This is a genomic window from Clostridium intestinale DSM 6191 (assembly GCF_900130055.1).
GTDB lineage: Bacteria > Bacillota > Clostridia > Clostridiales > Clostridiaceae > Clostridium_T > Clostridium_T intestinale.
Window position 1 is genome coordinate 1 of record NZ_FQXU01000025.1, and the last position, 14,019, is coordinate 14,019.

The 14,019-nt window shown below is 30.1% G+C and carries 13 protein-coding genes and 1 riboswitch; of the genes, 1 reads left to right on the forward strand and 12 read right to left on the reverse strand.

The window, feature by feature from the left end; all coding sequences use genetic code 11:
- Positions 1–417: 417 nt before the first annotated feature.
- The 3 genes from BUA92_RS22145 to BUA92_RS22155 all read right to left on the reverse strand — a co-directional run bounded on the left by BUA92_RS22145 (position 418) and on the right by BUA92_RS22155 (position 1,939).
- Positions 418–846, reverse strand: coding sequence for a hypothetical protein (locus BUA92_RS22145; protein WP_073022801.1), 429 nt, complete (start codon positions 844–846; stop codon positions 418–420).
- Positions 839–1,045: a helix-turn-helix transcriptional regulator gene (locus BUA92_RS22150; protein ID WP_073022802.1), complete on the reverse strand. Its 207-nt coding sequence runs from the start codon at positions 1,043–1,045 to the stop codon at positions 839–841. The genes BUA92_RS22145 and BUA92_RS22150 overlap by 8 nt, the downstream gene beginning before the upstream one ends.
- Positions 1,046–1,285: 240 nt before the next feature.
- Positions 1,286–1,939, reverse strand: a complete 654-nt coding sequence (locus BUA92_RS22155; RefSeq protein ID WP_073022803.1) for a hypothetical protein — start codon at positions 1,937–1,939, stop codon at positions 1,286–1,288.
- 305 nt (positions 1,940–2,244) lie between these two features.
- Between BUA92_RS22155 and BUA92_RS22160 the strand changes: the two genes are divergently transcribed.
- A complete protein-coding gene (locus BUA92_RS22160) occupies positions 2,245–4,269 on the forward strand; it encodes a GmrSD restriction endonuclease domain-containing protein (protein ID WP_073022804.1) in 2,025 nt (674 codons plus the stop codon).
- Positions 4,270–4,319: 50 nt separating this feature from the next.
- On the opposite strand, the gene guaA is transcribed toward BUA92_RS22160, so the two are convergent.
- The 9 genes from guaA to BUA92_RS23800 form a co-directional block, all read right to left on the reverse strand.
- Positions 4,320–5,861, reverse strand: a complete 1,542-nt coding sequence (guaA, locus tag BUA92_RS22165; RefSeq protein ID WP_073022805.1) for a glutamine-hydrolyzing GMP synthase — start codon at positions 5,859–5,861, stop codon at positions 4,320–4,322.
- A gap of 21 nt (positions 5,862–5,882) precedes the next feature.
- Complete coding sequence (gene guaB / locus BUA92_RS22170) at positions 5,883–7,340, reverse strand: IMP dehydrogenase (protein ID WP_021800370.1); 1,458 nt, start codon at positions 7,338–7,340, stop codon at positions 5,883–5,885.
- Positions 7,341–7,504: 164 nt separating this feature from the next.
- Positions 7,505–7,602, reverse strand: a riboswitch (purine riboswitch).
- 129 nt (positions 7,603–7,731) lie between these two features.
- Positions 7,732–9,522, reverse strand: a complete 1,791-nt coding sequence (locus tag BUA92_RS22175) for a pilus assembly PilX N-terminal domain-containing protein (protein WP_073022806.1) — start codon at positions 9,520–9,522, stop codon at positions 7,732–7,734.
- 15 nt (positions 9,523–9,537) lie between these two features.
- A complete protein-coding gene (locus BUA92_RS22180; protein ID WP_073022807.1) occupies positions 9,538–10,035 on the reverse strand; it encodes a PulJ/GspJ family protein in 498 nt (165 codons plus the stop codon).
- Positions 10,036–10,039: 4 nt separating this feature from the next.
- A complete protein-coding gene (locus tag BUA92_RS22185) occupies positions 10,040–10,513 on the reverse strand; it encodes a type II secretion system protein (RefSeq protein ID WP_073022808.1) in 474 nt (157 codons plus the stop codon).
- Between the two features lie 25 nt (positions 10,514–10,538).
- Positions 10,539–11,189, reverse strand: a complete 651-nt coding sequence (locus tag BUA92_RS22190) for a type IV pilus inner membrane component PilO (RefSeq protein ID WP_073022809.1) — start codon at positions 11,187–11,189, stop codon at positions 10,539–10,541.
- On the reverse strand, positions 11,189–12,733 hold the full coding sequence (gene pilM, locus BUA92_RS22195; protein ID WP_073022810.1) for a pilus assembly protein PilM: 1,545 nt from the start codon (positions 12,731–12,733) through the stop codon (positions 11,189–11,191). The genes BUA92_RS22190 and pilM overlap by 1 nt, the downstream gene beginning before the upstream one ends.
- 16 nt (positions 12,734–12,749) lie before the next feature.
- Complete coding sequence (locus tag BUA92_RS22200) at positions 12,750–13,514, reverse strand: prepilin peptidase (protein ID WP_073022811.1); 765 nt, start codon at positions 13,512–13,514, stop codon at positions 12,750–12,752.
- Positions 13,515–13,579: 65 nt separating this feature from the next.
- Positions 13,580–13,993, reverse strand: coding sequence for a type II secretion system protein (locus BUA92_RS23800; protein WP_073022812.1), 414 nt, complete (start codon positions 13,991–13,993; stop codon positions 13,580–13,582).
- Positions 13,994–14,019: the final 26 nt, after the last annotated feature.

Consider the following 14,019-nt stretch of genomic DNA (forward strand, 5'->3'; position numbering starts at 1 on the left):
CAACCATTCAACCATTCAACCATTCAACCATTCAACCATTCAACCATTCAACCATTCAACCATTCAACCATTCAACCATTCAACCATTCAACCATAGGGTAGTCTACTTTTTCTGCCTATTTATTATTCATTTTTTAACTAATTTTTTTAATTTTCTTCAATAAGTTGTGCCCCTCTGCCCTCTAGGAGCTTCTTCTCAAGCTCCATTAGATTCCTTTTAACATATAAAATTTAATTTTTTTTGAGAAATTGTGACAAAACTCCTCCTTTTTAAATATGATATAAAGTACATGTTTCATTTAGAGGGGTTAGATTGAGGCTTAGAAGAGGGTCTAAAGAATAGCGGTTATTAGTTTCTGAAATAAGAAAAGAAGCCCTGCGGCTTCTTCAAAATATCCTTTAATTATTTTAAGTTATCTAAAGCTTCTTCTGAAGATATAAAATAAAATATAGATCAAAAGAGACACAAACAAACATTGCTACTGATACTAGTATTGCAGCTCTTAAGTCTCCCAAAACTATTAATATACCTTCTACAATTACCATTACTACTACGAAAAGTACCATTGTATGCTCAGCTGCTTTCCCACGAATCATTTTATTTCTTTCATCATTTTCTTCAATTATTGCCTCCTCATCATTTCCTAAAATATTTCTAAGCCACAAATATACGCATCCAAAAGTTGTTAAAATACATAGTGTTACACCAATTATTGTTAGCATAATACTCCACTTACTTAGTCCTAACTCAGCTTTGCTATTAAAAGCGCCTATAGATATTAACCCAATACTGATTAAATACATAATTATAGCCATACCTAAATAAAGCCTATTTTTCTTATTCATCCCCATCCCCCTTATACATAAAAATATCCTCAATTCTTAAATTAAAAAATTCTGCGATTCTAAAAGCTAAATCTAATGAAGGATTGTATTTCCCCTTCTCTAGTGAAATAATTGTTTGCCTAGAGACTTTCATTAGCCTTCCAAACTGATCCTGACTTAATCCTTTTTCTTTTCTTAATTCCTCAAGTTTATTTTTCATATTCCCTCACAGTAAAGTTTCCTTTACATACAAAACTATTTTTTTGCACACATACTTAATATGTGTGCAAGTCATATTGTTAAATTCTTCTATAATAATATAGTATCAAAAGATTAATAAATGTCAAGTTTCTTTTACAACACTAAATCCTCTTTCATCACAACTATATTGATTACTATTAGTAAAAAAGAAGAAGCTCAATGTCTTCTCCTAAATATCCCTATTATTTAATTCTAGTTTTTAAAGCATAAACATTGCACACATAAGTGGTAGTGCTTTTCGGTAGTCTTTGCCAACTACAAGATATGCAGCTCCATAAAGGAAACCTGCAAAGGCTGATAATATTCCAACTTTAATGCTTCCTTTTGATACAATGTGCATAAGTCCCCATGTTAAAGCAAGGACAATTCCTCCATAAGGAACCTTATCGTTTTTAAACCACTTTTCACAAGCTTTCTGACCAAAAATTACTATTAAGGAAATTAGGAAAGCTTCAAAAAGATAATAGATATACTGAAAAGTAAATTTCAAGGCTCCTAGTCTTTGAAATTCTAAAAGAGGTTTAAATCCTTCCCAACTAATATAAAAATAAAGGATGGAAATAGCCAAACATACTACAATACCTATGTACTGCCAAGGCTTCAAGTTGCTTTTATTTTCCCATAAATCAAAATCATATTTTTTCTTTGCTAGATTAATTAAAAATAATCCTACCAGTAACCATATAACGCAAGTGAGTATCCAATGAATTATGTTTTGTGTTAAAGTGTATGTCCCCATTTTCATTCCAAATAGAGGTTCAATAACCCACACCAAAACAAGTTCCATTCCTATTCCTGCAAAGGCATATAGGGCTAAGTTTAGATAATCCATACCTGTAACTTTCTTTTCCATTAATTCTAAGTCCCCCTTATTAAATTACAATTATTCACTTTAATTATATCATTATCCAATTATATTTAGCACTATATTTCTCTAATTGTAGATGGTACTTTTTTAGGTAGTTTATACATGGTACTTTCTGTATACTTCTACAAACAAATTTGATTAGTTTGGGATAAAGTCTAAATCAGATTATTTTCTTTATTTTGACATTTTTATAATTTACTCGACTGGCCTCACATGGTATAATTTGTATATTATTAACGTTTTATATAATAAAGTTCTATTAATTAAAATCATGTATTGGAGGGTTTTAAATGAACACATTAACCAATTTCGACACTGAATCAATCATTGGAATTATAGATATGATTGATTCACGCAACATTGCTTTACCAGAATTTCAGCGCGATTTTGTTTGGGATATTTCTAGAACCTATGATTTATTTGATTCTTTTGTTAAGAACGTATTCGTAGGTTCTATTATTTATGGTATACCCTCTTTTTCCTTAACTGTTCGTGAGATTGATGATCGTCCAAGATCAGGAATAGGAAGTAGACGTAAACTAAAAAATGTTTTTTTATCACAAAACGAAATTAAAACTAAAGTCCAAGTAAATAATTTTAAACTTGTTTTAGATGGTCAGCAGAGAATAACTTCTATTTATAGAGCTCTTAAGGGGATTGATGATGTATGGATAATAATGATGAATAATGATGAATTAGATGAAAGTCTTCAAGATATCCCATTTAAATCTATACCTTTGGAATCTTCTGTTTTCTCAATAGAAGGATATGAAGATATGGAACACCTTTCAATAAATTTATCAACAGTATATAAGAAAATCAATGATTCTTTGCTTCAAGATGATATTGAAGAGTATTTCAAACAATTAAATATTTCAAAAAACTTAGATAATGATTCTTACAAAAATTTATTTAAAACATATCTGCAATCTATTCAAAAAATTGAAGATTTATTTAAAAGTCAAAAACTAGTAGCTTACTTTCTTCTCGATATGTCAGCTGATAAATTTGCATTATTTTTTGAACGTAGCAATAGTCTTGGGATAAGCTTAACTTTTGTAGATATTCTAGTAGCCAAGCTAATTAATGGATTTAATTTAAGAAAAAAAATTGAAGAATTCGAAACTCAAAATCCTAATTTTGAATTAAATAGAGAACTAGTAGCTAGAACAGTTGCATTTTTAGTTGGAAAAAAAGTTGATAAAAAATATATTTTAAGTCAGTTAAAATCAGAGCACTTTAATACATATTGGGATGAAATAACTAATCTATATAAGTCATCAATCGAATATCTATACAAAAATAATTTTATTTTAAATTATAAGTGGATTCCATATCCAAATACAATAATTCCCATTATGATGTTTTTAAGAAATTTACCAAATAAAAGTTTTTCCCAAATGAATCAAAATCAAAAAAACTTTTTAGAATATTGGTATTGGAGTTCTGTTTTATCCCAACGATATGTAGCTGCAACAAACGAAATAATTATTCTTGACTCATCTGTACTGTCTGATATCGCAAAAGGTAATAAAATTACAGATAAACTATACATGAGAAAATTAAAAACAATTATAAGCAATTACGAAGATATCATTTCATACAATAAAAAAGGAAGTGCTATTTATGTTGCCTTATTAAATTTCATCAATTACAATGCTAGTGGATTACTTGATTGGAATAATTGTAGTAACATTTCTTTTACAGATAAAATTGACGACCATCATATTTTTCCACGAGAATATTTAAATTCTACACTAGATGAAGAGTCTGATAGAAATCTTATTAATAGTATAGCAAACAGAACGCTTATCCCTAAAATCACCAATATCAAAATTGGTAAGAAAGCTCCTCATATATACATGGAAGAACTTCTAAATATTAACCCTGACTTTAAAAGAGTTTTAGAAAATCATATGATTCCCTCAGACATATTGTCAGGTTTATATGAAAACTTTTATGATACATTTATTGAAGAACGTGCGAAGCTAATTTTTAATAAAATATACGAAAAAATTATTTCTAAAAAAGAATCTTTAGAGAGATTATTTGTAACTGATGTAAAAAAATCATCAAGCTACTCTGGAACTATACCAATTTGGGGACTTTACAAAAAGAAAAGAGCCGAAGCCGTTTATAATATTGATACTCAAGAGGTTCTATATAATGGAAATAAATATTCTATATCAACTTCAGCTGATAAGGCTAAAATTGATTTAGGTGCTCCCGATTCAGTCTCAACAAACGGGTGGAAATGGTGGAAATATACCGATTCTTCTGGTGAAACACAAGGTATTGAAGATTATAGGTACTAATTCATAAAAAGAAGCTCTGAAATCCTACTTGATCTCAGAGCCTTTTTCTATTATTCGAATTCAATAGTAGCTGGTGGTTTTCCTGTGCAATCGTAGAATACACGGTTAACGCCTTTTACTTCGTTTATTATTCTTGTAGTTACTTTTCCTAGTAGTTCCCATGGAAGATCAGCTGATTCTGCTGTCATGAAGTCACTAGTTGTTACTGCACGTAGTGCAATAGCATAGTCATAGGTTCTTTCGTCTCCCATAACTCCAACAGAACGCATGTTAGTTAAAGCTGCGAAGTATTGGTTTATTGATTTGTCTACTCCTGCTTTTACGATTTCTTCTCTGTATATATAATCTGCTTCTTGAACTATTCTTACTTTCTCAGCAGTTACTTCTCCTATTATACGGATACCAAGTCCTGGTCCTGGGAAAGGTTGTCTGTATACTAGTTTTTCAGGGATGTTTAGTTCTAGTCCTGCTTTACGTACTTCATCTTTAAATAATGCTCTTAGTGGTTCGATTATTTCTTTAAAGTCAACATAGTCAGGAAGTCCTCCAACGTTGTGGTGAGATTTTATAACAGCTGAATCTCCAAGACCACTTTCTATAACGTCTGGATATATTGTACCTTGAACTAGGTAATCAACTGTTCCTATTTTTTTAGCTTCTTCTTCAAATACTCTTATGAATTCTTCACCAATGATTTTTCTCTTTTGCTCTGGTTCTTCTACTCCTTTTAATTTTTCGTAGAATCTTTCTTGAGCATTTACACGGATAAAGTTAAGGTCATATTGTCCTTCTGGTCCAAATATTGCTTCAACTTCATCTCCTTCATCTTTACGAAGTAAACCATGGTCAACGAATACGCAAGTTAGTTGTTTTCCTACTGCTTTTGATAGTAAAACTGCTGCAACAGATGAATCAACTCCACCTGATAAAGCACATAATACTTTACCATCTCCAACTTTTTCACTGATTTCTGCTATTGTTCTTTCAACAAAGGAATCCATTGTCCAATCTCCAGAACATTTACAAACATTGTATACGAAGTTTGATAACATCTTAGTTCCTTCTTGTGTATGCATAACTTCTGGGTGGAATTGAACTGCATATAGATTTTTTTCTGCATTTTCCATAGCAGCTACTGGACAAACTGGAGTGTTTCCTACTATTTTAAAATTCTCTGGAGCATTTTCTATGTAGTCAGTGTGGCTCATCCAGCAGATTGTTGATGGTGATACCCCTTCAAATAGTTTAGATTCAACATTAACACTAACTTCTGTCTTTCCATATTCACTTACTGGAGCAGTTGCAACTTTTCCTCCAAGAACATGAGCCATAAGTTGTGAACCATAACATATGCCAAGAACAGGAATTCCTAATTCAAATATAGCTTTATCACATAAAGGAGAATCTTCACCATATACACTGTTAGGTCCACCAGTGAAAATAATTCCCTTTGGATTCATTTCTCTTATTTCATCTACACTTAATTTGTATGGATGAACTTCACAATATACATTACATTCTCTAACTCTTCTTGCTATTAATTGATTATATTGACCACCAAAATCAAGTACTAAAACTAACTCTTTATTCATTATTTCTCCTCCAAGGTTTACTTATTGACTAACGCTGTAGTTAGGTGCTTCTTTAGTTATATTAACATCATGTGGATGACTTTCTTTAAGTCCTGCTGAAGTTTGAACAACAAATGTTGCTGTTTCATATAATTTATCAAGAGTGCTTGCTCCTAAGTATCCCATACCAGATCTAATTCCACCTATAAGTTGGTAAATAGTTTCTGATAAATATCCTTTATAAGCAACTCTTCCTTCAACACCTTCTGGAACTAGTTTCTTATTTCCTTCTTGGAAATATCTATCCTTTGATCCTTTATTCATAGCTGCTAAAGATCCCATACCTCTATATACTTTATAATTTCTGCCTTGATATATTTCAATTTCTCCTGGTGCTTCATCACAACCAGCAAGTAAAGATCCCATCATAGCTGCTGATGCTCCTGCTGCTAATGCCTTAACTATATCTCCTGAGTATTTTATTCCTCCATCTGCAATTACAGGAACTCCATACTTTCTACCCTCTTCTGCACAATCCATAACTGCTGTTAACTGAGGAACTCCTACCCCCGCAACAACTCTAGTTGTACATATAGACCCAGGTCCTATACCAACCTTAACACAATCTGCTCCAGCTTCTATTAAATCTCTAGTAGCTTCTGCTGTAGCAACATTTCCTGCTATTATTTGAAGCTCTGGATATTTACTCTTTATAGTTTTTACAGCATTTAAAACTCCAAACGAATGTCCATGAGCTGTATCTAAAGTTATTACATCAACATTAGCTTTAACTAAAGCCTCAACTCTCTCTTCCATATCTCCAGTTACTCCAACAGCTGCTCCACAAAGAAGTCTTCCTGCTGAATCTTTAGCTGCATTAGGGAATGCTTTTACCTTTTCTATATCTTTAATAGTAATAAGCCCCTTTAAATATCCTTCACTATCTACTAAAGGAAGCTTTTCAATTTTGTGTTTTTTAAGTATTTCTTTAGCTTCTTCTAAAGTAGTACCTTCTGATGCAGTTATAAGATTTTCCTTAGTCATAACCTCATCTATTTTTCTACCAAAATTTGTTTCAAATACTACATCTCTATTTGTAATTATTCCTATAAGTTTTCCATCTGCTGAAGTTATAGGAACACCTGATATTCTATATTGAGCCATTAAATCTAGAGCCTCTTGTACACTGTGATTAGCTGATAAGAATATAGGATCTGTTATAACACCATTTTCTTGTCTCTTTACTCTGTCAACTTCTCTTGCTTGTTCCTCTATAGTCATGTTCTTATGGATGATTCCTATGCCGCCTTCTCTTGCAATAGCTATAGCCATTTTTGATTCAGTTACTGTGTCCATACCAGCACTTATTAGTGGTAAATTAAGTTTTATTTTTTTAGTAAGACTTGTAGCTAAAGTTACTTCCTTTGGTAATATTTCAGACTTGTTTGGTACTAAAAGAACATCATCAAATGTGTACGCTGTTTTAAGTATTCTTGCCATGAAAGACTCCTCCTCAAAATTTAAATTTTTAAAATAACCCAATGTTTTTCTTGCATTTTTTTATTTTTCCCGCAAGTTTTCTTGCATTGTTGGAATTAAAAAAGCATATTAACTCAAGTGAAGTTAATATGCTCAAAATAAGCCCTTCGATGGACTCTATAATAAATACACATTAATTCACTCATAGTCAGAAATTTAAGGTTTCTGGTAGATACTCCTAGCCATATCCTAGGTATATACGAGTAATCTGTTTTGAAATTATACTTATTATAGAATATAGTTATTAGCTTGTCAATAAAGAATGATTTCTTGCAAGTGTGAATTTTATGCATTTTTTCTTGCATATTTTGATATTAGTTGTTAGGGTTTTGATGTAATCTTTTTCTTTTAATTATTCATACTTAATACTACTATTATCAATTTCATAAGTAATTGTTGGTGGTGTTGATTGTCCTGTTATTATCAATTGTTCTTGAGCTTTAATAAATTTATCATTGAACTCAGACATCCTAGATATATCTAAAGGCAAAATTTTTATATTATTAGAAGTGTTGAAACTAATACTCTCGCATACTGTAATACTATTGGTAAATTCAACATTATCAGTAGTATATACATTTATAATATTTGAGGCAACAGTTGAATTAATAAATTTTCTATCTGTGCTACCTTGTATATCTAAAAGATTTAAAAGAAGTGTTGTATTATCAAAAATTACATTATCACTAGAAACTATCTTAAATTTATTTGATGTTATTTTCGTTCCACCAAAAACATTGTTACAGCTTCCTGACAAATCTATGCTTCCAGATGTTATAGATGAGTTAGTACAATTAAATCCATCTGTAGATTGAATATTAAAATTATTAGCAATAACATTACAATTGTTTAAACTTCTAGCTGTACTTCCCTTTATATTAAAATTTTCTGAACTTATATTAATATTAGAAAATGTAGCAGGACCACGTGTATTTACAGTAAAATCTTTTGATACTATTTCTGTTTCATTTTTAAATTCTTTTTGATTACCTGTTATATCTGTTTTAGACGAATCAATTTTCACTTTATCCAAAATCGTCTCAGCTGTAGTATTTATTAATATCTCACTTGATATTAACTCATTATTTTTAAACCTTGTATAACCACTAGTATTTATAGATATTTTCTTTGAAGATAATTTACATTCGTCAAAAATAGTATACTCTGTATTCATTAATATCTCTTTTGATATTAGTTCGCTATTTTCAAAAATTCTATTTTTTGATCCTTCAAATACTATACTATTTGCAACTAATTTTGAATTAGTTATTTTTAAATTACTATATCCTACTATTTTTATTTTATCAGCATAAATAATAACATTATTCAAATTTATATCTCCATGCCATTCAGCATTAATTGTCACAACTCTCTTGCATACTAAAGAATTCGTACTTTGATTGAAATAATTTTTCAGACTTTCATTTGTTACTTCAACATCACTATCTATTCCATTTGCGGGTATTGTTATTGCTTGTTCTGAATATTTAGGAGAATAATTAAAAGGAGTTAATGAATTTTCTTTGAATTTTATGTCCATTTTTTGTTCAGTTTTTTCATATTCAGTAGTTACTATTTTCCCTCCAGAATAATTGTCTTTTTTATATAAATCATAAATCTTTGAATTATTCTTATAATTCAATATCTTTCTTAAATCAAAGCTTGGAGGTACTTGATTGATTATAGGAGTTAATGTAGAATTGCTATTTTTATAGAGTATTTTATCATTAGAAGGAATAATTAATCCTGCTGGCGCATCTAACTTTATCGTTCCACCGCCAGTACCTGGCGTTTCTATTTTTTTTACTTTCACCGAAACAGTCTTACTCTTCCCATTTATAGTTGCCTTACTTATGATTTTATAATTACTTCCATCAGGTTCTACCTTAACATCATAAGTGCATCCGTTTGTAGGCGGAACAGATATAACTCCAGTGGTTTTGTTTTTATTAAACCAAGCTATCCCATATTCTAAGCCTGATTCTGCCGAAAAAAGAACATCTTCTGACTTCTTTTCTTGAGCATTAGCTTTAGTAGTTTTTGAGATAGTTGTTAAAGTAACACTAGAAAAAATCATAGCTACTGCTAACACCATTAGAACTATTATTAATGAAGCCCCCTTTTTCTTTTTTCTATGTTTCATCTATCCCAATCCCCCTTATATCATTCTTCTAGTTACTACTGTTTCAAAGCTTGTTTCTATATCTTTACGATTGCTTTTTATATATACTTTATAAGACTTAGTTCCCAAAGGACTTAATTGTACATCTACAACATAATTAGCTAAAGTAGCCATTTTAGTTGCTGTACTTCCTGAGACTTTATATTTAACTATTTTTGTTGCTTCTTTTGTATAAATGTATTTTTCACTTGATGTATTAGTTATCTCACTAAGTACTGTAATAGAACTACCTAATCCATAATTCCCAGGTATCAAAGTAGTTGTTTTAACATCGGAAGCTAACTTCATATCCTCTTCAAGTATTGAAGAAAAGTTTCTTGCTTCATCTAAAACTATACTTTCTTGTTCCTGTCTATTAAGTGTACTGTAGGCTTTATTAAAAAGAGTGTATGTTAACATTAATGTTATTGCTAAAATTGCTATAACCGCTATCATTTCTATTAAAGTGAATCCTTTTTTTCTTCCTTTATTCATAGTATCACCCTGCTAAATATATAGTTCTAGATATTTCGCTAGTACTTATTTTATTTAAATTCCAAGATGTTATATCAAATTGTAAAATTCCTAAGGTTGAATCTTTCGTTGTTACCTTCACTTTAACAGCATATTTTTTAGTACCACTTAATGTATTTACATCAAAACTATCCGCTTTAATTACAGAAGTTTTAGCTGGAATAAAGTCACTTGTAAAAATGCTTTGCAACTCAGTTATATTATCAAAAGTTAAAATATACATGTTCCCAGACGTATTAACTTTGTATCCTGCACTTTTATCAGAGTTCACTAATTCCACGAAAGCCTTAGATACACTATTTGAATCTAAATCCTTTTCGTTTCTCACATTTGTTTTAATTGCCAGTAGCATCAATGAAGCTATTACTGAAAATATAAGTACTAGCATTGCCATTGATGCAATCATCTCTATTAGAGTAAATCCTTTTTTCTTCTTCATCTAAATCACCTCAATCTTAGTGATTTTAATTAAACATATTGTCTTTTCCATAACTTCCGCTATTAAAATCATAATTTTCTTCCATGTCTCCTGGTGCATAGTAGAAAGTTAGGTTTATAGTTGAACTTTCTTTTGTTGACGTAATGGAATTAATTTCACATATTCTTGATCCATTTTCTAAATCATTAACTAGATTTAATATGTTTGAAAAGTCACCTTTTAATGATAGTGTAACCTTCTGTGTACTTAATCCTCCTTTGTTAGAGGTTGAAGGAGTACTAGCATCTTTAGAAGTATCTCCCTGTTGATACACTTGTCCTTTCTCCATTGCTATACTTTGGAGTGTAACGGTATTTTTATTTGCCAAGTCATTTAACTCCTTAGAAAGTTCTGGATACTTATCAATCTTAGGTAATACTCTGGCAGATTCATTATATTTATCTTTTAATTCATTATACTCTTTTTCTTTTATAATTATTTTATTTTCTATATTTTCATAGTTTAAAGTTTTATTCCTTAAAGTTTCAACTTCTGTTTCTAGAGGGGCAAGTTTATCCATGGTTGGAATTATTAAATAATTATAATAAACAAAAAAGACTGACATTATAGCTACTATTAATAATAGTATTTTTTCTTTGTGGCTTAATTTATTTAAACCTAAATCTATCTTTTTCATTAGCTTTGCCCTCCTTGAACAAGGATTTCTAAAGTAAAGCTGCTTGATGCTTCCCCTTTAGTTATGCTTGCAATGTGAGAATCTTTAAATCTTGCATCTTCTCTAACATTTGCCCAAAACTCAGATATTTTATCATAATTACTACTAGCACCACTTATAGATATATTGCTGCCTGTAATAGAAAAGCTGCTTACTGTAACTTCCCCAGGTATAAGCTTTTGAATATCACGAATTAAGTCATCTGTCTTTTTGTCCTTTTGCTCATTTAACACTTTTACCTTTTCTATATGACTGTTATATAGGCTTATATCATTTTCAAGTGTGTTTAATTTATCAACATTCTCCTGATTGCTGTTAATCTTATTTATTAACTTATCTTTTGAGGAATTCAAATACATTTCTTTTCCTTTTAAATATCCGATTCCACCTAAAAATACTACTAAAGCAAAAATTATTGAAGCTACATAAACAGCTTTTTTCTTTCCTCTTAAATCATTTAATTTTAAGTTATAAGGTAGTAGATTAAGTTCTTTTTCGCTATTATTTAGCATTAATCCATAGGAGTAAAAATAATCATTTAAAGTTATACTTCTTGGAACTTTAACATTATACCTTAGGGTTTTAAAATCATCTATCTCTACTATTTCTGTATTAAAAATCTTTGAGAATTCTTCTTTAACCCCTTTTACTTTTGCTCCACTTCCTATTAGATATATTCTGTCTAAGTTCTTTTTTACTTTTCCAACAGAATAAAACTGAATTATAGAATTAAAATAGGAACTTATTGTGTTTATTATTCTTCTTACACTTGTGCTTTCTTCGTTAATATCTTCTTCAGTTAAATCTATTTTATATAAATACTCATTATAAGCTTCTATGCTTTCTATCTGATCTAAATTATTCCCTAATACTCCCATGTTTTGATACTTTTCTATTTCTAGCTTTCCAGAACTAGCTATATGAAAAGATGCTGTATCACTATTTAGTGTTATTAAACCTATAACATCTTCTTTATCCTTAAATACCTTTGAACTCTTTAGCATCCTTGCACCTATTGTTGCATAAGTGTCCAAGGCTACTAAATCTAAATTTAATCTTTCTGCAATCTCAACATAGGCATCTATTTTATTCATTTCTACAGCTGCTATTATTACATCTGCATTTTTTGCTTTACCTTCACCTAACTCCTGTAGAATCTCATAGTCATAATAATATTCGTCTACTCTATCATTAAGATATTGTCTAAGCTCCCAAGATACAGCTTCTCTCATAGGCTCTTCTCCTAGAAGGGGAAGTATGGTGTGCCTAGTTATTACATCCTGGCCTTTTACTGTAAAGGAAACATCTTTTACTCTTATTTTTTCTTTCACTAAATAATCTTTAATTACGTTAGATAATAGCTCTGTATTTTCTATTCTATCTTGCAAATATGAACCTTTAGGTGTTTCTAGTATAGTCGCCTTTTTTATCTTTGTTTTAGTTCCAACAACTATAGCTATTCTGTCTCTAGAAATATCAATGGATATTTTGTCTTTTTCAAACATGCTTTCACCTCAAACCTTAAATAAACATTTTTAAGTACCAGTTTAATATTTCATTTCCATACATCAAGGTTATATATCCTGCTAAAGCTATATAAGGACCAAATGCCATATAATGTCCTCCTATAGACTTATACTTGATTATTAAAAGTAGACTTCCTACTATTCCTCCTAGTACTATAGATATAAATAACATCAATAATGCATTAGGCCATCCTAAAAAAAGTCCTATTATAAATACCAATTCCACATCTCCCCACCCCATAGCTTTAGTTGTTATAGCTATTAAAGCAAGAATTCCAGCTGCTATTACAGCTCCTAATATATAATTAAATGGTGATACTCCACCTAAATATTTTTCAACTCCAATATATAAAACTCCAAGCACAACTCCAACATAAATAGTGTTGTCATAGATATCCTGAGTTTTATAATCAATTATTCCAATAACTAAAATCAATGATATAAATAAACATATCAATATAAACTTAACACCAAACCCAAACTTAAATAATAAACTTAAATATAAAAGTCCATTTACTAACTCAACTAATGGGTATTGGATAGAAATCTTCTCTCCGCAATATCTACACTTTCCTTTTAAAAATAAAAAACTGAAAACTGGAAATAAATCCTTCCATCCTAATTTATTATTACAATTACTGCAATGAGATGGAGGATATGCTATTGATTCCTCTTTAGGTATTCTATAAATACATACGTTTAAAAAACTTCCTATAATAATTCCATATAAAAAAACAAAAATACTTATTACTGTATTCATTTTACTTCTCCATTTTTTATGGTATGGTAATACCTCCCGAGGTGGGAGGTATATATTTATAAACTTTATGTTGTCGCTGGAGCTTTGATACTAGCTTTATCAATAACTCCATTTGTTAGAGTAAATACATATCCATTGTTTACTATATTTTTACAGTCATCAACCGACAATGTCTGAATTGCATTAGTGTCTTTATTAAACTCATCAACAGTTCCGCCTCCTGAAGTCTTTACTGTATCTGTTAATGCAGATACTAAAGTACTTGTAGTTACAGGAGTTGTATTTTTGGCATTATAAGTTTCTACTGCCATGACAACATTTCTAGCCTGAGCTACGACTTTTGTTTTCTTAGCTTCAGTAATATAATTAGAAACTCTTGGTACCAACACAGCTGCTAATATTCCTATAATCGCTATAACAGCTATAAGTTCGATTAGTGTAAAACCTTTTTTCTTTTTGTTTATTTTTTTCATCATCATTAAAATCCCTCCGTATTATATAATTT

Coding starts and splice junctions, on each gene's coding strand:
- BUA92_RS22145 (WP_073022801.1), bottom strand. CDS start 846: ATGAATAAGAAAAATAGGCTTTATTTAGGTATGGCTATAATTATGTAT.
- BUA92_RS22150 (WP_073022802.1), bottom strand. CDS start 1,045: ATGAAAAATAAACTTGAGGAATTAAGAAAAGAAAAAGGATTAAGTCAG.
- BUA92_RS22155 (WP_073022803.1), bottom strand. CDS start 1,939: ATGGAAAAGAAAGTTACAGGTATGGATTATCTAAACTTAGCCCTATAT.
- BUA92_RS22160 (WP_073022804.1), top strand. CDS start 2,245: ATGAACACATTAACCAATTTCGACACTGAATCAATCATTGGAATTATA.
- guaA (WP_073022805.1), bottom strand. CDS start 5,861: ATGAATAAAGAGTTAGTTTTAGTACTTGATTTTGGTGGTCAATATAAT.
- guaB (WP_021800370.1), bottom strand. CDS start 7,340: ATGGCAAGAATACTTAAAACAGCGTACACATTTGATGATGTTCTTTTA.
- BUA92_RS22175 (WP_073022806.1), bottom strand. CDS start 9,522: ATGAAACATAGAAAAAAGAAAAAGGGGGCTTCATTAATAATAGTTCTA.
- BUA92_RS22180 (WP_073022807.1), bottom strand. CDS start 10,035: ATGAATAAAGGAAGAAAAAAAGGATTCACTTTAATAGAAATGATAGCG.
- BUA92_RS22185 (WP_073022808.1), bottom strand. CDS start 10,513: ATGAAGAAGAAAAAAGGATTTACTCTAATAGAGATGATTGCATCAATG.
- BUA92_RS22190 (WP_073022809.1), bottom strand. CDS start 11,189: ATGAAAAAGATAGATTTAGGTTTAAATAAATTAAGCCACAAAGAAAAA.
- pilM (WP_073022810.1), bottom strand. CDS start 12,733: ATGTTTGAAAAAGACAAAATATCCATTGATATTTCTAGAGACAGAATA.
- BUA92_RS22200 (WP_073022811.1), bottom strand. CDS start 13,514: ATGAATACAGTAATAAGTATTTTTGTTTTTTTATATGGAATTATTATA.
- BUA92_RS23800 (WP_073022812.1), bottom strand. CDS start 13,993: ATGATGATGAAAAAAATAAACAAAAAGAAAAAAGGTTTTACACTAATC.